Origin of the sequence: Stenotrophomonas sp. Iso1 (genome assembly GCF_027497995.1) — a bacterium.
Classification (GTDB): domain Bacteria; phylum Pseudomonadota; class Gammaproteobacteria; order Xanthomonadales; family Xanthomonadaceae; genus Stenotrophomonas.
In genome coordinates, this window is sequence record NZ_JAODBT010000003.1 from 478,834 (window position 1) to 499,912 (window position 21,079).

Below are 21,079 nucleotides of genomic sequence, written 5' to 3' on the forward strand. Positions count from 1 at the left end.
CAACCTAGGACACCATCTTGTCGCGCTGGAGTTCCCAGCTTCTAGTGGACACCTGACCGAGGATGGCGATGCGCTGCTTCGAACCCATCAGAACTGACGCCGCCGAGATGGCTATGGCGGCGCGTCAAATTGTAGAACCCCTCGATGTACTCGGAGATGTCCGAGGTCGCTACTTCCCGACTGGCGTAGATACGCTGCTTGATCCGCTCCTTCTTCAAGCTGCTGAAGAAGGACTCGGCGACCGCGTTGTCCCGGCAGTTGGCGCGCCTGCTCATGCTTGGCTCAAGATGGTTGTCTTTACAGAAGCGCCGCCATGCATCGCTTCCATACTGCGAGCCTTGATGTGAGTGAATCAAGGGTTTACGAGGGCGTCGGCTGCGTACGGCTTTCATCACGGCATCCAGAACAAGTTCCCGATGAATCGTCGGCCTGACAGCCCAGCCAACAACTCTGCGCCAGATAAGATCCAAGACGATGGTCAGATACAGCCAGCCCTCCCAGGTGCGGATGTAAGTGATATCCGTCACCCATACCTCGTTCGTTCGCAATACGGTGAACTGACGCTGCAGCAGGTTGGGAATCAAGACGTGAGGCTTTGACGTCGGGATGTGCCGTATGCGATAGCCATGCAATGCGCGCAATCCGTTCTCCTGCATTAAGCGAGCAACTCGGTGCTTGCTGCATGTCTCCCCGCGCTCCTGCAGGTCAAGAAACATCCTGGGCGCACCATAGATGTCGTGGCTGGCAATAAACGAGCACGTATTAGCCGAAGTAGTCGCGCATCCTCCTGAGCTCGATCGGAAACCGGATGTTCACGCCATGCGTAGTAGCCGGCTCGAGCAACCCCCAGCAGACGACACCTCATCTGGATGCTGAACTCATCTCGATGCGCATCGATGAACTTGTAAGCTCGCCGGGTTTTGCTGGTGATCTGGTCTGTAGACATGGCCGTCTCCCGAGGCTATCCCTGACAGAGCCTAGCTCTATCTAGGAAATTCTGGGAACTCCACCCGCCGAATTCCGTCAGCACCACGAACCTGAAATCTCCAATTTTGCCTGGCATTGAATTACGGGGTGTCGACAATTTGGTGCATCACGGGTGCGCTTCAATCCGCTTACGGATACCTGAAAACTGCCACTCGGTGTCCGAAGGGCAATCGGTCAGACATACCTCCTTGTCGATGAAGTCCTGCTCGCTCGGCGCACGCGTATAGCCCTTTGGACGATCACGCAGCAGTACGCCTGGCGCGAAGTACACCGGACGAATGGGATCGTCGAAATCGGCGTAAAAGAAGAAGTTGTTCACATCAACTTCTTGACGATCATCCAGCCAAAATTTCTCGCCATGACTGAGACGCCGCGCGATCGTTATTCTGTCCGCTTCAATCTTCAACGGAGTGAATTCAGGGGAAATATTCCGAACGACTCCATTGAAACGCATACCGCCTTCACCAACCCCAATCGGAATGGGGGCCGGGTTCTTCGGGCCGTAGCCGCAACTCACGCCGCCATTGCTCCTTCGCTCGCAGTTGAATCTGTATTGCTGAGAATTTGCCGCCGGAAGGCCTTGCGGCAAATAACGTCCAGACTCATCAATCAGGAAGATTTTCAGAGCGTCCGCAGCATAGACATTCCCTTCGGAGCTATGCTCCGGCAGGTACTTAATCCGCCAGCGAATCTGGATTTTTCGATCTAAGTAGTAGCCATCATCACTGAACTGATAAAGATTATCCATGCGGTCTCCCAACATGTAGGCGTTATAACCAACCAGGCGATCCAGCTCAATCTCCTCCTCAGGCATCATCAACTCAGAACCTACATAGGAAGGATCGGACTTTTCGTAGATATAGCGAGTCCTCCAGTAATCGACTGAAACCAACTCAGATTCATGAAAGAATTCGCGCTTGTCGTACCAGTGAACTCCGCTTCTCATTGTTATAAATCGATCACGAGGATCTTCACTGAAGAATCTCTCACAATAGTAGCGATTTATGCGCAGCCACTTATCCTCACTAAAGTGCTCCCCATTACCAAGATCAGCCGCCTCAGGGCGCTCAGCATAGTTTGAATTTTCGTACTGATGATACTGACTTCCCTTACTGAAAAGCGCGCAATGCACCAGCTTGGATTTTGGATCCTCGCTCCAATCCCTCTCCACTGGTTGAGCTATAGCTACACCAAATGGAAGTGCATGAAGTAGCAGCAGCTTTTGTAAAAAATTTGTCGAATAAGGTCTCATCAAACCATCACTTATCGTACCAACCATGGCCTCTCCACTCCTCGATGATCCATTTCTGGGAAAACAGGTGGAGGTGTCAACGATCCAATTTCATGCGGGGCGATATAGCCCGCCATATCCCGTTCATCCAGCGGTTTCCGACTCATGCAGGTTATGTGTAGATGGTTCCAATGGCGACCATCTGAGCCATGAGGGTACTCATCAAACTTATAGATGTGCTGGGCGGAGTTCGCATATCGGTGCTCATATAGCAACGTACTGAAGCGTTTCGCCAACGCATTGGAGGAAACACGACTGTTCTTGAAATTGAATTTCTCCAGTTGATCATTGACAGCATCTACTGCAACAATATCCAGCGCATCTCCAAGCTTGTGCAAGTAGGAGCCCAACATGGGCCGCCACATGCCACTAATTTCCACGAAGCTCACTCCTGCTTCTGCACACGCAGAGAGCAGCATCATGTAGATATACGGGTGATTTTTTGCGATCACATCGGCCTGGGGAGTCTCTGTGAACTCGCCCGCATTGTCGCAGAAACCAACCTGCAGCTTCAGGGTGAGGTCCAGTGGAGCGATGATGATTTCGCCACCCTGAGAATGCTTCCGAGTGGGAGCGGGAATATTCACGATCTGCCCGCTATAGAAGGGCTCTAGTAGCTCACTCCATGCCAACTGCATTCGCAGTGGCAGCTCCGTCGTCTGAGCAGATGATGAGGAAGCGAGTGCCTCCCGGTAATGCGCCGCCTGTTGCGCACTGATCTTTCCATGCTGCTCGGCCCAATCGATTTGGCGAAGACTCGGACGAGCCACCTGATACCACGAGCTTAGATTTCCGCCTTGTTTCGGCAGGGTCAGATTGCCACCTATCCATGTCCGAATGTCCGCCATGGAGTAGCTTCGCGTGATTGCTGCCCATACCTTTCCATTGAGAACGGCAGTGCGCTGCCGGCCTTCTCCGTCAGTACAAATGAGATGCTCAATTGGGCTATCCGATGGTACCCCACTTACCTCCTTGATGATCACGGCTGTCAACCCCTCAGCTTCAGGAACCACGCGATACATCACCAAACTTCTGGCATTACGCCGCCAGTTCTCCGCACCGCCATGGGCAGCTGCCCCGAGAACGATGCCTACCTCACTCACCCCATCCACGGGTACCTCTACCGTCGATACCTGGGTCCGGGAGCCAAAGAATTTGGCGGGCTCACCGGCACTCTGACCTCCATGCAGAACTTCCAACGTCGCCACATCAACAATTAGATACGGCAGATTGGTCAGATAGGTGGGATGGTCCTCTCCGCCATTTCGGACAGTTAGCACGTTATTGATCACATACTTCACCCGCTGTTTGCCTTGGCGCAGGGTCAACGTCTCGCAGTGGTTCCGTGATTGAGGTGCGGTCGTCACCGTGGCGTTGAACGTGAGCCGAACCGTGACCACATGGAGTTTGTTGTCCGGCTTGCTCTGCACACTCTGCCCAACCGGGCGACATTGCCCGCCTACCGGTGGCGCAATGGCCAGGGACACCGCAACCTGACCCTGCGTGGTGATCTTTATCGTCCGCCCGTCTGCTCCGCTTGTGCCTTCGCGCCGGGAAGGTGCCAGTGCACCCACATCCGTCCATTCAAGCGTGTAACGGCGATCTCTGATCGGGTTGTTCTGTAGATCAACCAGCCGAAAGCATAGATGGTGCTTAACAGGTGGCGGAGCAGGTTTGCTTGTCTTTTCTAAAACTGCCTGATTCATCCTTCGGCTTCCTCAGCATGAGGCGCTGCTGATCCACAGCACGTCTCGTCGGTAAGCACTGCCGCAACATCGGGGTCTTCAACTTCCCACGCCTCGTTGTCAGCCAGAACGATTTGTAAATTCTCTTCCTTGTTGCTACTGGCAACGATCGAAGTGGTGCCGTCCGCGCCTGTTATCGCATCTTCATAAGAGCCATCCGCTTTCATGACGCCAATCGCCTGCATGGCAATTGCTTCTCCAGCTTCATTTTTGAGCGCGACGCGGATCTCAAATGGATCGCGCTCCAGTAGGTGCCGTGGCAATGCAGGCAAAGGCGCCACTGCGTTCGCGCCCCCCATAAACGGGTGCTCGCTCGCCCTTGCCGTGAACTCGCCCGGGCAGCTGAAGGTGATGTCGCCGTTTTCCAGAGTGATGGCACTGTTGCCGGCCTGCAGCACCACTTTGTTTTGCGCCAACACGTCGATGCGGTTGTCGGTGGCGGTAATGGTGATGGCCTGGTCGGCCAACAGTTCCAGTTCGCCGCCGTGGGCCTGCAGGCTGACCGGGCCATTGGCGGCGATCACGCGGAGCGGGCCGTTCTGGGTGAACAACGAAACGTGTTCGCTGGAGACTGTGGCGATGGTTTGCCCGGCACTGATGTGCAGATCCTGTTGCACGGTCATCTGCAGGTTCTGCCCGGCATAGGCAACGGCGCTGGCCGGTGTGGTCCATGCGATGTGATGTGGCGCTTCAGCCAGCAACAGCGGCTCGGCAAAACGCTCAACCGGCTGATCACCCGGATTGCGGCCGTCGCGTGGTTTGAAGGGTGACTGCCCGTTGACTTCGCCCTCGAAGCGAGCGCCAGCCTGGGGATCAATCAGTCCACGCAGCACCCCAGTGCTTCGCCACGCCGACAATCCGGGCACCTGTTGTTGCTGCAACACCTGCTGCATGTTTTCCAGGCTGCGCTCGGCACCTTTGAGCTGGGCCACCACCTCGGCGTTGTCCAGCAACGTGGACGTGCCGCGCTCCTGCAAGCTGGCCGACAACTGCAATCCTTGCCCCGCATGCACGTTACCCCAGCCCTGTGTGGCCAGCTCGAAGCCTTCGCCGCGTAGCGCGCCGCGTGCGGTGTCCTGATGATCGATCAGGTAGCCCAGCTCCATCCGGCTATCGGCCAGCGAAGTGTGCAGGCGGGTGCGCAACTGGCCCGGCGTGTCGTCCATCACCCATTGCTGGGTGCCGCTGCCGTCATGTGCCTGCGTGTGCAGACCGCTGAGCACACCCGGATGGTGTGCGTGCTCATCAATACCGCCACCAAATGGCGGCGGCACCTCTGCGTTGTACAACTGGCCGGTGATACGCGGCTGGTCGATATCGCCGTGCAGGAATTCCACCAACACTTCACTGCCAATACGCGGCAGGAAGCTGGTGCCCCAATTTGGACCGGCCAACCACTCGACTACAGGCACCCAGCTGCCGCTCGTGTGATCGCCCGGTGCGTGCCCGCTGTGGGAGCTGCCGGTATCGGTCATGCCCCCGGAGTTTGGACGTGGGCCACGCTGCCAGCCGAACTGTATGCGTACTTGATGATCGCGATTGGGGCTCACGGTGGCACCGGGAACACCCACCACGCGCGCAGTCTGCGGGCCATGCACGGTCGGCCGATCCTGCGGCAGGGCGCGCAACGGCACCTGCGTGCCGGTGGCCAGAAAGCGATTGCGGTAGCTGCCGCGTTCCTGAGTGGTGTGGCCCAGCAACTCGGCGATACCGTGGTCCAGGTTGTTGACGGCGACATGGAAAACCACCAACAGCCGGAAGCTCTGCGCCGCGTACTGCGGATGCTGGCTCAACCTGAAACAGGCACCGGCAGCCAGTGAACGCTCATTCCCCATGCCACTGAATAGCTCCTGCGGCACCCGAAGTGCATCCAGCCGTGCCTGCGCCGCCTGCGGTGCCCAGTGCGATTCGGCAAAGTGACCGGCACGCGGCTGTACATACACCTCCAGTGCGGGGAGCCCGCCTGCATCAGCGCTGCGCTGTGCAACAACCGCACGCACCTGCTCGCTATGCCAACTGCCTACGGTGCTCGCGTTGGGTACCCACTGCTGACGCTCGCTGAACGTGGTGATGCTGTCGCAGGCTTCGGCTGCATCGATGCGATGGAAGCGCAGCGTGCCCAACTCGGGGACGACGGTTTGCGGCTCGAATACCACCAGCGTGTGTGCCGCGTCATCGCCCTGAACCTGTTCGATGCGCCACGCGAGGCCCGCCTCGGCCAATAGACGAGTGACGAATGCCCAATCGGTTTCGCGGAACTGGGTGGTGATTGCACGTTTCGGCAACGCATTCTGCACATCGAAACGAAACCTCGCCTGCGGGTACTCCGCAAACACCTGCGCGCAGATGATGCTGATGTCCTTGTCCTGGAAGATCAGCGCATTGCGCCGAAAACGCAGCAGTGCGGTCCACGGTTCCAGCGCCAGCCGATAGCGCGCTAGGCCACCATCGCTTCCAAGCTGCGAGACCCCGGTACACAAGCCATTCCATTGCCGCAGTGACCCGTCGGCCAGCCGCAGCTTCAAGGTCAGCGGCTGTTCCAGCCACGGCTCGATATCCAGGAAGGCATCGGTGGACAGGCAATCAATCTGCAGGCGCGGCTCGCCGCACACGCTTTCTTCGCCTTCAAAACGCTCCACCACCAGGCCCTCATGCGGCCCATGCAGTTGAATCAAACGATGGTGATGCGACAAATCCGCCAATGAGGCGAGCATTGCCGAGCGCGGGATGTCCATATCGACAGGCTCATGCGGGGGAGATCAGGCGGGTGATGCGAAAGGCTGTCTCACCGCGTCGAGCCGAGGACGATACCCGCCACGTGTGGTTATATCGGCTGCCCCACTCAGATTTAGGATTAATCCCACACGGGCGGTCAAACCCACTGGCTTTTCCTGATGAGCGCCATCCCATCCGGCCTGCCGCATCTGGGCGGCGCTCCACTTCTCAATAGCGTGTGATGAAAGCAACACACAACCTTGCTCGGGATTTAGCAATCCCTCGCGTAGCGTCGTGTCTCCGTCGAACACGCAATAACAGGAGCGATGAGATGGCCAGAACCGCACCACGCATCCACGTGGACCAGGCCACGATCAACCGCCTGAAGGAACTGCAGCGCGGACTTGATGCGGAAATGCGCGTCGAGCTTCACATGCACGACGGCAGCGTGCTGGTCGGCATGCTGCCAGAGCGCCCCAACGTGCAGCAGTTTCTTGATGCGCAAGGAAATGAAGGCACCAATGGTCAGCTGCGGCTCGATACCGGTGACGGCGGCTTCCATCTTGTCTGGCTGGATGAGATCGACCACTTCACTCGCCTTGGCACGTACTAGACCGATCGCGGTGCAGCACTTGTGTGTGCAGAACACGCACCACAGTGCGGCTGACTAGCGGCTATTCATGCCCATTACCGGCGTGCAGGCACAGGAACCCAAGCCGCGCAGGGCCCTCATTCACGCACGTCGCAGCGATCATGACGCCCCATGACGGCCAGGCAACGCTGCCACAAGGAAGCTGCAGATGCGGCATCCGCCGTGCAGACGAGACTCCCTCATGAACAACCAACGCGAACAGAATCCGGGCCAACTGAATGCTGGCCCGCAGAGCCCCCAACAGCCGCAACGGGAGCCACCGCAACCAGACAAGCATGAGCGTGAAAAGAAGGCACCCGGCCGCGAGAATGAAGAAGAAGAGTAAGGCCGCTGCCCTACCCTTGCTACCACCTTGGTACAGAAAGAAAACAGCGTTGGCTGACCCACGCTTTGGCACAGCCAACGCTTCCACTGATCTACCAAACATCGTCAACCGTGGTCCAATCCTGCCCCCAACGCCCTCGGGTTCACCACATCAAGCATCGCTTTCAGGCATGCGTAACATAGGCAACCCTCTGCCACCGCAAGCTGCGCCACATGACGAATTTTCCGCAAGACATCTACACCGAGCCGACGCCCGATACCAACACGTTGGGCAACCTCGGCCCACTTGCCGCCATGGCCGGCATCTGGCGCGGCGAGCGCGGCATGGACGTCAACCCCAAGACCTATGGCGCTGAGCATCAGGCGTATATCGAGCACACTGAGCTGCATCCTATCGATGCGCAGACCAATGGACCACAATTGTTCTACGGGCTGCGTTACCACACCCGCATCGTGAAACCCGATGACGTGGAAACCTTCCATGACCAGGTCGGCCATTGGCTGTGGGAGCCGGCTACCGGCACCATCATCCAGACGCTCTCCATTCCGCGTGGCCAGACCGCAATGGCGGTAGGCAAAGCAGCACCGGATGCAAAATCGTTCCACCTACGCGCGGTACGCGGCTCGGAGACCAACGGCATCCTGTCCAATCCATTCCTCGAACATGCGTTCCGTACAGAGAGCTACGACATCCACGTCACTCTTAATGACGACGGCACCTGGTCGTACGAACAGGAAACGATCTTGATCATCCCCGACAAGGCCGAGCCCTTCCGTCACACTGATCGCAACACCCTGACCAAGATTGGCGAGCCGCTGCTCAACCCGACGGCACGGGCCGCTGCGCCGGAAGCGTTACCGGCCTAAAGCCGTGACTCCCCCGAACTGACCTGCAATGCCCTCGGCCCGGGACAGGCTACGGATTGAACCGCGCCAGGATAGATCGACCCACGCCGAGCCCACATTCGGGCCGGCCTCCTTCCAAGGTAGATGCAACATCGTGATGACAAAGACCGTTGAATCACTTCTGGATGACATTTGCCTGCTCGGAGATGAGCAGTACGCGCTTGTCACTTCCGTTCGCAAGCTAATCAAAACGCTTATTCCCAATGTGTCGGAAGATGTGAAGTACGGCGGCATCCTCTTCTCCTCAGGGGTGCAGTTCTGCGGTGTTTTTGCATACAAGCAGCATGTCTCGCTGGAGTTCAGCTGCGGCGCCAGCATCATCGACCCTCACGGATGTCTTGAAGGAAGTGGAAAGGGAAGGCGGCATATCAAGCTGCACTCCGCACAGAGCATCAAGGAAAAGAACCTGGCCCACTACTTGCCACTGGCATGGGAAGCGGCCAAGAATCGAGGCCAGTAGTTGATTCAAGCGGAATGATGGGAAGGCCTCGGCCCCATAAGAAAAATTGATGCTTCGGCCGAGATCTATTCATTTGTGCGCTACGGCTTAACGGCCCACTGTCTCGTCACATTCAAGACGAGGCTCAACGCATGAAATCGAATCGCAAATTTTGTTGGGCGCTGCGCGTCGTTGCGGCGGCTGTGGCTGGTGCAGGGGCCTCGTCGGCAATGGCAGCCGACCCACCCGAGTGGTCTGAACCTGTCACACCCTTTCGCATCGCCGGCAACATTCATTACGTCGGCACGCGAGGGCTTTCGGCGTACCTCATCACCTCCGAACAGGGCGCGATTCTGCTGGATGCCACGGTTGCGCAGAATGCCGCCCTGATCGAGCGCAATATCGAAAGCCTGGGCGTCAAACTACGCGATGTCAGATGGCTTATCAGCGACCACGCACATGCTGATCATGTCGGCGCGATGGCACAGATTCAGCGGGATACCGGTGCGCGCGTCCTGGCCAGTGCTGGCGACCAATGGGCGCTTGAGCATGGCCAGAATGAGGGCGACAACAACTACGGAGTTCAACCCTTTGCCCCGATAAACGTCGATGCGGTTGTCAGCGACGGCCAAGTGCTTCGCTTGGGCGAAACCGAGCTCACGGCCCATCTCACGCCGGGCCATACACGCGGCTGCACCAGCTGGAGCATGACCGTGAATGATCGCGGCACCCCACGAAAAGTGCTTTTTCTGTGCAGCATCACGGTCGCAGGCAACACCCTGGTCGCAAACCGTGCCTACCCCGGCATCGCCGAAGACTTCCAGACAACATTCGCGAAACTGGCGACGATGCAGGCAGATATCGTTCTGACCAGCCATCCCGGCGCGGCAGATGTTCTTGAACGCGGAGCGCAACTCCGGCGTGGCAATGCCGATGCGTTTGTAGACCCTTCCGCGCTACCGGCGCTGGTGGCCGAGTCCCGGGTAAATTTTGAAGCCGCACTCGCCAAGGCAAAAGAACGTGCGGAACTGCCCTGAGCCACAACCACAGTCAGGCTGACTTGCTCACAGCAGCACGAGTGAAAACAAACCAGCGCCGGTGCGGCAGCGTTGGATGGTGACCGCCATTGCATTGCTGACATCCCACTCGATCAGGTCCATGATCCGGCGTGCACAGCGGTCTCATGGTTACCCCAGCGGGAACTTGTCATGGCAAAGCACGTATTCACATTGTCGTTGCTGCTTGCAGCGGTATTGATGCCGCCCCTGCCAGCACACGCTGCGGACGATGGCATTGCGGTCGACCAAGCCCAGTACGCCAACCGCGCAGTGCTGCCGGACTTCACCGGCGCGGCCTGCCCTGACATGCCACGCGGGCTGGAGCAGGTAAAAGGCAATCTCTATCGCCATACGAGTGGACCCGGATTGGCGGTGCACAGTGGCCTGGTCCTGATCACCCATGAAGGCGCGCTGGTCATCGATCCGGCAGCGACGTGCACCGCCGGCTGGTTGCGGGACGAAATCCGCAAGCGCTTCAACGTGCCAGTGAAGTACGTGATCTACACGCATGGCCATGCCGATCACATCAGCGGTGGCCAGGTATTTCAGAAGGATGGCGCCATCGTGGTCGCCAACCAGCGTGCCGTCGAGCCGATCGTCGGCGAGAGAATCCCTACCGCCGTTCCCGACCGTGTCTTCGACAAGGACATGACCATCACGCTGGGCGGCGAGACCGTCTTGCTGCACCGCGTTGCACCCAGCCACTCGGACAGCATGATCATGGTGCTGTTCCCGGCATACAAGGCACTGCAGTGCACGGATGTGTGCGAAAGCAAATCCATGCCATACAACGACTTCCTCGACTTTTACTATCCCGGTTGGATCGAGACGCTCGATTGGGTGATCAAGCAGGAGGTGGACTTCATCGACGTGGGGCATTACACACCGGCCACCAGGGACGATGAAGTCGCTCTGCGTGCTTACATGGTCGACCTGCACCAACAAGTGTTGGACCTGGTGCGTGCTGGCCAATCATGGGATCAGCTGTATCGCAGCGTGACGTTCAGCGATGCAACCCGCAAATGGATTGGGTTCGATGCGATGAACAAATTGAACATCATGGGAATGTACCGCTGGGTCTCGAATCATCGTCGCGGCGAATGGTGAAGGTGTGGATGCGATCCTTATCGCAGCATCCTGCGGACGATCCGCCCCACCAGCTCGCACACGCTGACAGAGCGGATTCGGGCAGCCTCACTCAAGCCCGAGTTCGCTCCGCAATGCCGCGATATGCGCACGCCCCACGGCAAGCTCCGCACCGTCGCTCATGATCAACCAGTAACGGCTCCCCGAGCCGGCATGCAGGGTGCGGATGTGCCGCAGGTTGACCAGGTAAGAACGGTGGCAGCGCACGAAATCTGGTGGAAGCACACCACTCAGACCGGCAAGGGATTTGTCGTGTAGTTCGCTGCGGCCCTCGCGCAGGCGTAGCTCACTGTAGTCACCGTCCGCGCGAATCCACATCACGTCCGCCAGCTCGACCAGTGCGGTGCCTTGTGCGCGCCATATTCCCAAGTAGCGGGCACGACCGGAACAGTAACGGCCCACATCGAGCAAGCGCTCCAGTGCCTGGCCCAGACGCTCCCGCGAAAACGGCTTGGGAACGAAATCCAGCACGCCATGCTCGAAGGCCTGCAGCGCACGCTCGCGATGGGCGGAGACAACGACGCAGTGATAGCGCCCGGCTACCGCGCGACGCAACAGTTCAAAGCCGTCCTCTCCGCCGAGATTCAGATCCAACAACAGCCCGTCATAGACACTGCGTTCCAGCCGGTCGCCCGCAGATTCCAGGTCCGCAACTGCATCGAAGCGTGCACGTGCGCCGGCCAACTCCGCGCACAGACGCAACAGACGCTGGCGTACCAATGGCTCATCTTCAACAATCAATATGCGCATGTGAGCTCGATTCGGCCGCACCAGTCGGCGCCATCACTGCCTTGAACGAAACGCCAACGCTCGGGAAAGGCCGCAGCCAGACTTGCCTCGATGTAGCGTGTGCCCGTCCCTCGTCCACGATGTGGCGCGGAACCGCGAGCGCTGCGTAGCTCCAGAATCCAACGGTCGTCATGGCGTCGTACAGACAGACGGAACGGACGCTGCGCGCAGGCAACGGCGCCGGCGTGGGTCAACGCGTTCTCGACCTGCGCATGCAGGATGCCAGGGGGCAATGAGAGGCGCAGGTCATCGGCATCCACTTCGAGCGTCATGGGGTGATCCAGCGCCAACCCAACGATGTCGAGGTGGCTGCGGCACAGCGCCAGTTCGTCCGCCAGCGGAACGCTCTGACGGCTGCTGCTGTCGCGCAGGCGGTCAAACTGCTCGGCCAGCGATTCAACCAGACGACTGGCACGCAGGGGCGCTTGTTCGATCAATTCCTGCAGGCAGGTGAGCGTGTTCATGAGCCAGTGCGGCTGGATTCCTCTCTGCAGCAGCTGCAGCGAAAGTTGGGCGCGTTCTTCGCGTAACCGAGCGTTGTGCTGGTCCAGCGCACGCAGCTGTGCCGCATGGCGTAGCAGCAAAAAGCCCATCAGCACCGCCAACAGCAGAAAATAGGGGCCGTCGAGAAAGGCCCCACGTGCCATCACCAGCGCCAGCGCGCCGGCAAGCACCAGCGCCAAAATCGGCCACCGCTCTTCCTGCGCATCGCGGGCCCACAACAGCAAGCCTGCCGAAGCCAGCAGGCTCAACAGCAGCGCCGCTGCCGAGCGCGTGTCAAAGCCGGGCATGAGGATGGCGATCGCCGCGAGCGCCACCACAAAGGCGATGCGGAGGCCAACCGGCACCACAACGCCAAAGCGGCGCGCGAGGTAGGCCGGCAACAGCACCGCCGCTGCCAGGTGCAGCCCCAACAACAGAAGCAGGCGCGGGCCATGCCATGGATAGGCATAGCCCAGCAGCGAGCGCCACGCCTCGACAACCGGCAATGCCAAGCCAACGGCGCACAACGCCAGAAGCAGGTGGGCACCGGGCATACGCGAGCGACCACGCTGCACCGCCAGGAAGTACAGGCATGCCGCCGCGAGCGCTCCTGTTGCAAAGGCTGCGATCAGCCAGGGCCGCAGAACATCGCCATAGAGCAGCGCCGCCGGTGCCACCACCGCGACAACGTCCGCACTGTGCAGGCGGACCCGTTGCTGCTGACTGGAGGCGAGCACGATCAACTCGTCTTTCCCCGTGGCAGCCGGTGCCGGCAGCACACGGACGATATCGATGCGGCCGGGCTGTTCCTCTTCGGCGGTACGACCGACGGTGCCATTGCCTGCCAATGACCGACCGTTCCAGTACAGCTGGCTGGCACCGCGCAACGACAGCCGCAGCGCACGGCCGTCATCATCCTCCGAGGAAGACGTGGCTGACCGAAAGCGAAGCCAATAAGGACCGACCCAATCGGCGAGAACAACCTGATCGAGCGGACGCCATTTCACGTCGGCAGGCGGGCTGTGTGGCAAGTCACCGGTCGCTGCCACCTTTGCGGGCGCCATTTCGCCGGTCAGTACCTGCACCTTCGTCATGTCCGGCAGCGAGACGGCCAGCCACGCGGCGACGGCGGCAAGCAACACGGTCAGGACGGTCAAGGTTCGCAGGATAGGCATGTGCCTATCGTATCGGCTGCGCGGAGACACTGGACGGTCGTTTGGAGACGTTCGGCGGACGGACGCGACGCAACCACCGCGACGGAGGGGATGCTGGCTTCCGTGGGGAAATTGCCCCGCGCCCTCCCCGGGCACCGGGGCCAGAACCACGTTCGCATCCCTCCCAACCGGAGTCCGCCATGTCCCGCAAATCCCTTTTCGTTTTCAGCAAGCGCGATGCTTGCCCACGCGCCTTGTCGGCGGCTTCGATGGCACCACGGCAGCGCAACGATGCATCCACCGAGTCGGCAACGCATGTGACACGGCTGTTCCCACTGGCTGGCAAGCTGGCGGTGTTGTGTCTTGCATTGGCCTGTGCAGTGCCGGCACTGGCGGGTGATGCGCCGGCACCGCTGGTGTTCTCGCCCTATGCCATGGAAACCAAGGGCAACGGCACGATCGCCACGGAAGAAGCTTTTCTGGAAGTACCACGTCGCCACAGCGAGCCAAATGGCCCGCGCATCCGTCTGCGCGTGGTGCGCCTGCCTGCGACCGGAGGTGATGGTCGCGCCGCCCCGGTGGTGTACCTGGCTGGGGGCCCTGGCGGCTCCGGCTTTGGTACGGCACTCGGGCCGCGCTGGCCGGTGTTTGACCGTGTCCGTCGCGAAACCGACGTGCTGCTGCTCGACCAGCGCGGCACCGATTTTTCGCAGATGCCGCCGGAATGCTCACACTCGCACGGTTTTGATGACGCCCAACCGCTGCAGCGGGATGCTGCACTGGTTGCACTGCGCGCAACCGCCGCCAGCTGTGTCGCCGAATGGCGAAAGGCCGGCGTCGATCTGGGCGCCTATACCACCGCCGAAAGTGCAGACGACATCGAGGATCTGCGCCGTGCGATGGGCCTGCCACGCATCAGCCTGTGGGGCATGAGCTACGGCACGCACTTGGCACTGGCCACCGTTCGCCGGCACGGCCCGAGTCTGGAGCGCGTGGTGCTGATGGGCAGTGAGGGGCCGGACGACACGATCAAGTTGCCATTGGCAGCGGATGCCCTGTTGGCTGATCTTGCGGTCGTCGCCCGGAAAGACGGCTTCGACGATCTAGAAGGCTCGGCACGGCGCGTTCTGGAAGTTCTGCGCCGACAGCCGGGCCAGGCCAGCAGCCCCATGCATGGCGGCAGAAAAGTGACCATCGGCGAGTACGACGCACAGCTCGCGATAGCGATCATGCTCGGGCGTCGCGGCTTGCAGCGGATGTTGCCATTGGCGCTGCGCGAAGCCGAGGCCGGCGACTACAGCCTGTTGGGCAGTGTCGCGCTGATGATCCGTGAAGACCTCGGCAGCTTCCGCGCCATGCCGCTGGCGATGGACGTGGCATCTGGGCTGAGCCCGCAACGGCGCGCCCTGGTCAACGCACAGGCACGCGAAAGCGTGCTCGGCGACGCGTTGAACTTCCCATTCCCGGAACTCGCTGAGGGCCTGGGGCTGCCCGACCTGGGTGAAGCGTACCGTGGGCCGTTGCGCAGCGATGTGCCGGTGCTCTTCATCAGTGGCACGCTCGATGGACGCACCCCGCAGGCCAACGCACGGGCGCTGTTGCCCGGCTTCAGCAAGGGCCAACAGCTGCTGGTGCGAAATGCCAGCCATGACAACGAAATGTGGATTGGCAATGCGGCCGTCGCCGAAAACATCGCCGGTTTCCTTGCAGGCCGCCCGGTGACCGATGCATCGCTGGAGGTGCCGCTGCCAGTGTTCATCACCAGCAAAGCCCAGCTGTAGGTGCTCGCACAAAGGCGTCCACTGCCGCAGCGGAGTAGGCTTGCTTTGTAAGTAATCCGCATGCGCCGCCTCGTAAAGAAGCGGCGCATGCGATATGGAAACAGACCCTGGTTTCAGGGCAGCGCTTCCGCTGTTACCCACCCCAGATAGCCAAGCGTGATACGACTCACCGCAGACATGCAGACATCATGTGTCTACGAAGAACGGCCGATCCGCTGGATGCCAATACGGGCGTCGGTGTTACTCGGGCTTGTCAGCGCGGCTCACCGTTGAGGCGGGTGTCTTGCCCTTGGTGGCAGCAGGCTTTTCAGGGGTCAGCTTGATGCGGAACGGCGTGTTGCCGAGCACCTCGATTTTTCCACCAGCGCTATTGAAAGCCGCCAGGTCTTCCGCCATACGCTCGCGGCTCAAGTTGCGCTGCTGGACGTTGGGGCCGGTGGTTGAAGGTGCCTTTCCTGCAGGGGCCAAGCCCGTCTTACGCGGTGGTATCGCCATTATTTTTCCTCAGGTAAGTTGCAGCGCGATGGTGCGACCGCTCTGCCGTGCATGTTCGTCGCGCTCGGCCCTGCAATAGGGACCGCCCATGACAAAGGATCTGCAGACACTGGGTCTGCTGTCGTAAATACGGCAGTTCATCTGCTGTCCGTCCAGAGCCACACACCAGCCGTCCTCGTCTTTGGCCATCACATGCAGTCCGCTCGGCAATCGCGTTGTCAGGTGCGCCGGTACCGCGTCCCTTTCGCTCAACACCACGGTCAGTTGGCAGCAAAGTGCATCGCATGTGGCACATGTGATCTTGGCAATCTTCTCGCGCTCCATCCGGTTCATGTCGCTACCGCCGGCGCGTCGCGTGAGTAGTGCAACAACTGTCCACGAAACGGCTCCACATCTGCATCATTCATTCGGCACTTGGTCAATTTGTAGTCAAAGCCCTGCAGGCCCAGCATTCGGCTGAAACGTGCACTGTTGCCCCGCCCCGGATCGGTGATCACCACCTCGGTCTTGGGATTTGCATGCCGCCGTATGACATCTGCCATCAAAGCAGCGTGGTCCTGCTCATAAAGAACGTCGCTGGCAATGATCAGATCAAACGTACCCAGCGAAGGCAGCTCTCGATCCCAGCGCATATGGCGGTAGTGGACTGCGGGCAAGGCGTTCAGCGCGGCGTTGTAGGCGAGAAATGACTCGGCCAGCGGATGTATGTCGGAGGCAACCACATTGCCGCCTCGCTGCAGCAGCACAAGGCTGGCCAATCCAATGCCGCATCCCAGTTCGAGTATGCGTTTGCCTTCGATATCAAAGCGGCACATGGCCTGGGCAAGTAAACGGCCTGATGGCCACAGTTGGCCGAACAGGCTCCATTGCGCCGAAGATATCCCAAGGCGTGCGCCATGGCCATCCGGATCGCTGAACTGTTGTTTGTCGCTGAGGATGCGCAGCAGGTAAAGCTGGCCACCAATGGTGACCTTCTCGTTGCGTGTCAAATAGCCGGGCATAGCGCCCTCCCGTCGAGCGACCACCCATGTATCGAGCGGGTAACGCATGGAAGAGAGCGGAGTGGGCAACTATCAAGGCAGCTGCGCAGAGCGCGCGAAACAGACTGAGCCTGCTGCCTCATCCTAACACTACGCATGTGCCGACCTTCACATTTGGCAAAGGCCGGCCTACTGGCTCGTGGCTGGGTCAGGCGGCTCAACCCTGGTTGCGCCCCTACGAAAACGATGCTGGCCGTTTATGAGGGAGCGCTTGGTAATGGTTGGAATCCAAGAGCTGCAATCCGCCCCGGATGGACATTCACTGACTGCAGCGTGTTCTTGCCACATGTTCAGCGATTCGCTTCCACACCACGTCGTGAAGAGAGAGTGCGGCCTAAAACACACCCGTCCGTGCTGCCACCCAACTGCTGGGCTTGACTCCAAGGTGGAGCCTCCTACCCAGCAGTACCAACCTGCAGAGCTACGCGCTGACGACAACCCCCATTCGCTGAAGCAGTAACGCTGCTTGAACCGGGTCGATCTTTGCGCCCTCCAGATTGACCGAACGTAGATCAAGCTCACCCAAGTCGGAATTGGTCAGGTCGCAATGCGTGAAGTTGGCGGCTCGCCAATCAAACGATTGGAACTCGCCACCCGATAAATCCGAGCCACTGAAGCTTGCCCCCAGAACATTGGCGCCCATCCATCGGTTCTCCCAAAGCTCGCACTTCTCCAGCGTGACCTTCGAAAAGTTCGCGTAGCTCAAATTGCTCTTCTTGATGAAGGCACTGCAAAACCACGTCCGTGATGTGATCTGGTTCATGAAGCTCGCACCACTGAAGTCAGCGCCCTGAGCCCGGCATTCGCTGATCTCCAAGCCGAGCGCCTTGGCATAGGTGAAGGTGCACATGCTCAGATCACATTGCTTGAAGCTTGCATCTTTGAGCGTGGCTGCATCGAATTTGCACCCGACCTGCAGATCCGGGTCGTAGAACGTACACCTTACAAATTCGGTATCCGTAAGATCTGTGCGAGAGAAATCGCAATTAAAGAATTGTGTATCGACGACTTTTTTACCGGTGAACTGATCGGGTTTGATTCGCGCGTTGCGATGTACATGGACAGTCATAGATAGGTGTGCGCAGCGAGTTGTTGTACCGACATATGGGACGCAAAGACGATCTCATGGAATGAGACACGATACGCAAACATGCAGTTGGATTGGCAGCATCGACAGCACAGCCGTGCGCTGCTCAACCGCGCATTCAAGCTGACGCCGCATCGCGACGCGGACTGATTTGCGTTGCGAAGGCCCGCTGCTTGGCCGGGAGCTGTCGCCTTTGAGAGGTGGCTTCCGACCCGTAGCGGACATCCATCTGCCTTCTGGCTGAGATCTGGTGAGGTCCTCCGCATTATTTCCGGGTCGGGCTATACGCCGCCTTGTTAGCCGGACCCAGCCCCCCTAAGATCGTCTTGCATCAAGGGGAAAGCCCACCATACGGTGCTTTGTGGGTAAGTCGTATAACCGGACCCGCGGGTCCGTCTATTAGGTAGTTAGGCCTCGGACCGCATGCTCGAACTACTCAGAAATGCTTGTTACGACGGCGGCAATCTCCGGCACGTTCGGGAGATCCTGCTTGACCCTAACTATCCGCCCATCATGGCTGTAGAGCTGCAATTCGACACGCTTACGATCGCGTTTTCTGACATAGCTGACGACGACACAATTGCGGTCACTTCTGGCTCATACCCAGGTCCCTCCCACCAAACCATAAATTATCTATGGGCCTCTTGCATCGGCAAGCCGTTGCAGTGGACTTGGCTCATGACCAATCAGCAGGGGTATACGGATGGAGCTCGGCTTGAGTTCACCGATTCTCACAACCAGCAATCTGTGATCATTGAGCTTGTCGCAGGAGCATCAAGCCTCTGCGTCTATCTAGCTAGGCCAAGCAAGGCCTAACAGTTCATTCAAGCCGAACTCGCTTCGCGAGTTGGCTCAATTCCAGAGTTGGGCTGTATGGATACTTGGCAACCAATTTCAGCAGAAGAACTAGACGCACTTGTGGCCAGACAGCTCTCTGATTGCTCAATTGAGCAACAGCGAATTTTTGAACAGTGCAAGGTCGTCCCCTATCTCGCCAAGATTGATCGCTTAGGCACTGTCGAGACCGTCTTTGTGGTGGCCAAAGCTGGCAACATCGCCCTGTACTATGAGGACGTTGAAGAGGGTTTCAATATCTCAGACTTACTGCCTGACGGAACAATTTCTAGTCGGGCCTGTGAGCAATGGGAGCTGCGCCATGCGCTTCGGCACCTGGCTACGGCCTAGCAGTTCATTCAAGCCGATACTGCTTCGCCGTGCGACTTAACGCGGTGTATTGCGAACGTCCGCTGCTGGCCGCTAAGTGCCTACGATGGAGTACCAGAACCACTATGAATGCCGTGAAGTTCTTCGTCCCCGCCATTGCTCTACTACTCGGCGGGGCGTGCACCTCAAGCCTCAGCAAGCCTGCCTACGCACCTGCATGCGACATCTCGCCTTTGCGAGAAGATGACTACCAACGCGACTCGTGGTGCACCATCAAATTCGCAGCTCTACGATGCAGTACAAACTCAGACAAATGCCTGATCCAGTGCGAGCTACGAGGCGGCGCACCCATGATCGGCGGAGGGTGCTTCCACATTTGCTCCCCCTCCCCCTACACGCAGGAGGATGTCATTAAAAATGGAGGGGATTTCAGTCCCCCTGGAGCACTTCAGTGCATTAATAATGATGCACCTTAGCGATTTGGCCAAGCCGGACCCGCTGCGCGGGCCGGCTTAATCCCGGAGTTGCGAACGTCCACTTCTGGCCGCAGGGCGTCATGCGACCCATAGCGGCCATTGGTGCGGCCGCCGAGCCTGCCGCTGGGTTCGGTTAAACACCGGCTTGTTAGCCGGACCCGGTCACCCTAAGATCAAGCTGTATCAAGGGGAAAGCCCGCCATACGGTGCTTTGTGGGTAAGTCGTATAACCGGACCCACGGGTCCGTCTATTAGGTAGTTAGGCAGCAGAAACGGTTCAACCACAGGGGTAAGGTAAAAATGCAGAACCCATACAACGCGCCCTCAGCATCTCTGGCTGGCGGCGGCAACACATCACAAAACCTCTCGCACCTCATCTATGGCCAGCGAATCTTGATCGGTGTGATCGTCGCTCATGTTCTCGCGGTGGGATCGCTCGTTGCGGCACCTGGCCTCGGGCTGTCTCAAGGCGCGGGAACACTGGTCATGGGATCATTCTTCCTGATCGAGCTGCTCTGTCTCGTGGGCGCTTTTGTCGGACTCTACAAGGTGTGCCGCGGGCTGAAGATCTCAGGCGTGGTAATCGCGCTACTCTTCCTCGCCATGTTCGTGCCCTTGGTCAACTTCGTCACCCTGCTCGTACTAAATGGGCGGGCCACGAGGGCCCTGCAGCAGGCGGGCTACAAGGTCGGTCTCTTCGGTGCTCGACAACTTGCTGCTGCCTAACAATTCGTCCAAGCCGACGCCGCTTTGCGGCGCGGCTTAACTCAAGAGTTAGGCCGTGGAGGATTTCATGTCACGTGTGCGTCCGCACCTGATTTTTATAATGTTGTTCGTTGTCACCAGTCTGCTAGTTTCGTATTTAGCTACCCTTCCAACGAACGATTTTTTGCGGACAGCTCTCGAAATTAGTGCACCAGTAGGTGCTGCTGCCCTCGGAGTTCTTGTAGTTCAGCGGACGGGACACTTGGCCGTCTGGGGGCTGCTTGTTGCTGGGGTACTCATATCGGCACTTTTGTATTTAGCCACTTGGGGCAGCTATCACTGGCTTGCGCTTCAGTCTGGCGGATCAGTCCCGTTCTGGCGACTCGTCCAGGTGGGCGGTTGGCCTTATACATTGGGCCTAGTGTTGTACGCGGTGGCTCCTGCCGTTTGGCGGTTTCTGCTGCCAAGGCCTAACAACTCATTCAAGCCGACGCCGCTTCGCGGCGCGGCTTAACTCAGCAACTGTCTTGTGAAGCTGCAGCTCAGGCCATGGCTAACTCCTCGGCACGCAGTTCATCACGTCGCCTGGCATTGACGATTCCCAGCAGCTTGCGCATGCAGGCCACCAACGCGACCTTGCCC

Annotated in this window: 18 protein-coding genes; 8 read left to right on the forward strand and 10 right to left on the reverse strand. The window is 59.1% G+C overall.

Annotation, left to right across the window (positions count from 1 at the left end; all coding sequences use genetic code 11):
• Window positions 1-41 precede the first annotated feature (41 nt).
• From PAN08_RS15000 to PAN08_RS15015, 4 genes are all read right to left on the reverse strand, one after another.
• Window positions 42-749 carry an IS3 family transposase gene (locus tag PAN08_RS15000; RefSeq protein WP_269792343.1) on the reverse strand — a complete coding sequence of 236 codons (708 nt, stop codon included), beginning with the start codon at window positions 747-749 and terminating at the stop codon, window positions 42-44.
• Between the two features lie 344 nt (window positions 750-1,093).
• The gene (locus PAN08_RS15005; protein WP_269792302.1) at window positions 1,094-2,266 is read right to left on the reverse strand and encodes a hypothetical protein; all 1,173 of its coding nucleotides are present in this window, start codon (window positions 2,264-2,266) and stop codon (window positions 1,094-1,096) included.
• The gene (locus PAN08_RS15010; RefSeq protein ID WP_269792303.1) at window positions 2,251-3,984 is read right to left on the reverse strand and encodes a hypothetical protein; all 1,734 of its coding nucleotides are present in this window, start codon (window positions 3,982-3,984) and stop codon (window positions 2,251-2,253) included. Before PAN08_RS15010 ends, PAN08_RS15005 begins: the two co-directional genes overlap by 16 nt.
• Entirely contained in the window at window positions 3,981-6,758 is a 2,778-nt protein-coding gene (locus PAN08_RS15015; RefSeq protein WP_269792304.1) for a type VI secretion system Vgr family protein, read from the reverse strand. The genes PAN08_RS15010 and PAN08_RS15015 overlap by 4 nt, the downstream gene beginning before the upstream one ends.
• 311 nt (window positions 6,759-7,069) lie before the next feature.
• Here PAN08_RS15015 and PAN08_RS15020 point away from each other — a divergent pair, with 311 nt between their 5' ends.
• The 5 genes from PAN08_RS15020 to PAN08_RS15040 all read left to right on the forward strand — a co-directional run bounded on the left by PAN08_RS15020 (window position 7,070) and on the right by PAN08_RS15040 (window position 11,224).
• A complete protein-coding gene (locus PAN08_RS15020) occupies window positions 7,070-7,351 on the forward strand; it encodes a DUF3247 family protein (RefSeq protein WP_269792305.1) in 282 nt (93 codons plus the stop codon).
• Window positions 7,352-7,927: 576 nt separating this feature from the next.
• Complete coding sequence (locus PAN08_RS15025; RefSeq protein ID WP_269792306.1) at window positions 7,928-8,581, forward strand: heme-binding beta-barrel domain-containing protein; 654 nt, start codon at window positions 7,928-7,930, stop codon at window positions 8,579-8,581.
• A 136-nt stretch (window positions 8,582-8,717) separates the two neighbouring features.
• The gene (locus PAN08_RS15030) at window positions 8,718-9,080 is read left to right on the forward strand and encodes a DUF1801 domain-containing protein (protein ID WP_269792307.1); all 363 of its coding nucleotides are present in this window, start codon (window positions 8,718-8,720) and stop codon (window positions 9,078-9,080) included.
• Between the two features lie 131 nt (window positions 9,081-9,211).
• Window positions 9,212-10,096 (forward strand): subclass B3 metallo-beta-lactamase, encoded by an 885-nt coding sequence (gene bla / locus PAN08_RS15035; RefSeq protein WP_269792308.1) that lies wholly within the window; start codon window positions 9,212-9,214, stop codon window positions 10,094-10,096.
• Window positions 10,097-10,267: 171 nt separating this feature from the next.
• Window positions 10,268-11,224, forward strand: coding sequence for an MBL fold metallo-hydrolase (locus PAN08_RS15040; RefSeq protein WP_269792309.1), 957 nt, complete (start codon window positions 10,268-10,270; stop codon window positions 11,222-11,224).
• An 87-nt stretch (window positions 11,225-11,311) separates the two neighbouring features.
• On the opposite strand, the gene PAN08_RS15045 is transcribed toward PAN08_RS15040, so the two are convergent.
• Together PAN08_RS15045 and PAN08_RS15050 are read right to left on the reverse strand one after the other, a co-directional pair.
• Window positions 11,312-12,013, reverse strand: a complete 702-nt coding sequence (locus PAN08_RS15045) for a LytTR family DNA-binding domain-containing protein (protein ID WP_269792310.1) — start codon at window positions 12,011-12,013, stop codon at window positions 11,312-11,314.
• Window positions 12,001-13,710: a sensor histidine kinase gene (locus PAN08_RS15050; protein WP_269792311.1), complete on the reverse strand. Its 1,710-nt coding sequence runs from the start codon at window positions 13,708-13,710 to the stop codon at window positions 12,001-12,003. The genes PAN08_RS15045 and PAN08_RS15050 overlap by 13 nt, the downstream gene beginning before the upstream one ends.
• Before the next feature lie 179 nt (window positions 13,711-13,889).
• Here PAN08_RS15050 and PAN08_RS15055 point away from each other — a divergent pair, with 179 nt between their 5' ends.
• Window positions 13,890-15,470, forward strand: a complete 1,581-nt coding sequence (locus PAN08_RS15055) for an alpha/beta hydrolase (RefSeq protein WP_269792312.1) — start codon at window positions 13,890-13,892, stop codon at window positions 15,468-15,470.
• 240 nt (window positions 15,471-15,710) lie between these two features.
• Here the strand turns inward: PAN08_RS15055 and PAN08_RS15060 are convergent, their stop codons facing one another.
• The 4 genes from PAN08_RS15060 to PAN08_RS15075 all read right to left on the reverse strand — a co-directional run bounded on the left by PAN08_RS15060 (window position 15,711) and on the right by PAN08_RS15075 (window position 18,074).
• Complete coding sequence (locus PAN08_RS15060) at window positions 15,711-15,866, reverse strand: hypothetical protein (protein WP_269792313.1); 156 nt, start codon at window positions 15,864-15,866, stop codon at window positions 15,711-15,713.
• Between the two features lie 108 nt (window positions 15,867-15,974).
• Complete coding sequence (locus tag PAN08_RS15065; RefSeq protein WP_269792314.1) at window positions 15,975-16,298, reverse strand: YkgJ family cysteine cluster protein; 324 nt, start codon at window positions 16,296-16,298, stop codon at window positions 15,975-15,977.
• Entirely contained in the window at window positions 16,295-16,966 is a 672-nt protein-coding gene (locus PAN08_RS15070; protein ID WP_269792315.1) for a methyltransferase domain-containing protein, read from the reverse strand. The genes PAN08_RS15065 and PAN08_RS15070 overlap by 4 nt, the downstream gene beginning before the upstream one ends.
• A gap of 460 nt (window positions 16,967-17,426) precedes the next feature.
• On the reverse strand, window positions 17,427-18,074 hold the full coding sequence (locus tag PAN08_RS15075; RefSeq protein WP_269792316.1) for a Qnr family pentapeptide repeat protein: 648 nt from the start codon (window positions 18,072-18,074) through the stop codon (window positions 17,427-17,429).
• Between the two features lie 891 nt (window positions 18,075-18,965).
• Between PAN08_RS15075 and PAN08_RS15080 the strand changes: the two genes are divergently transcribed.
• Both PAN08_RS15080 and PAN08_RS15085 read left to right on the forward strand, forming a co-directional pair.
• Complete coding sequence (locus PAN08_RS15080; RefSeq protein ID WP_269792317.1) at window positions 18,966-19,277, forward strand: hypothetical protein; 312 nt, start codon at window positions 18,966-18,968, stop codon at window positions 19,275-19,277.
• Window positions 19,278-20,032: 755 nt separating this feature from the next.
• Window positions 20,033-20,458 (forward strand): hypothetical protein, encoded by a 426-nt coding sequence (locus PAN08_RS15085; protein ID WP_269792318.1) that lies wholly within the window; start codon window positions 20,033-20,035, stop codon window positions 20,456-20,458.
• Window positions 20,459-21,079 lie beyond the last annotated feature (621 nt).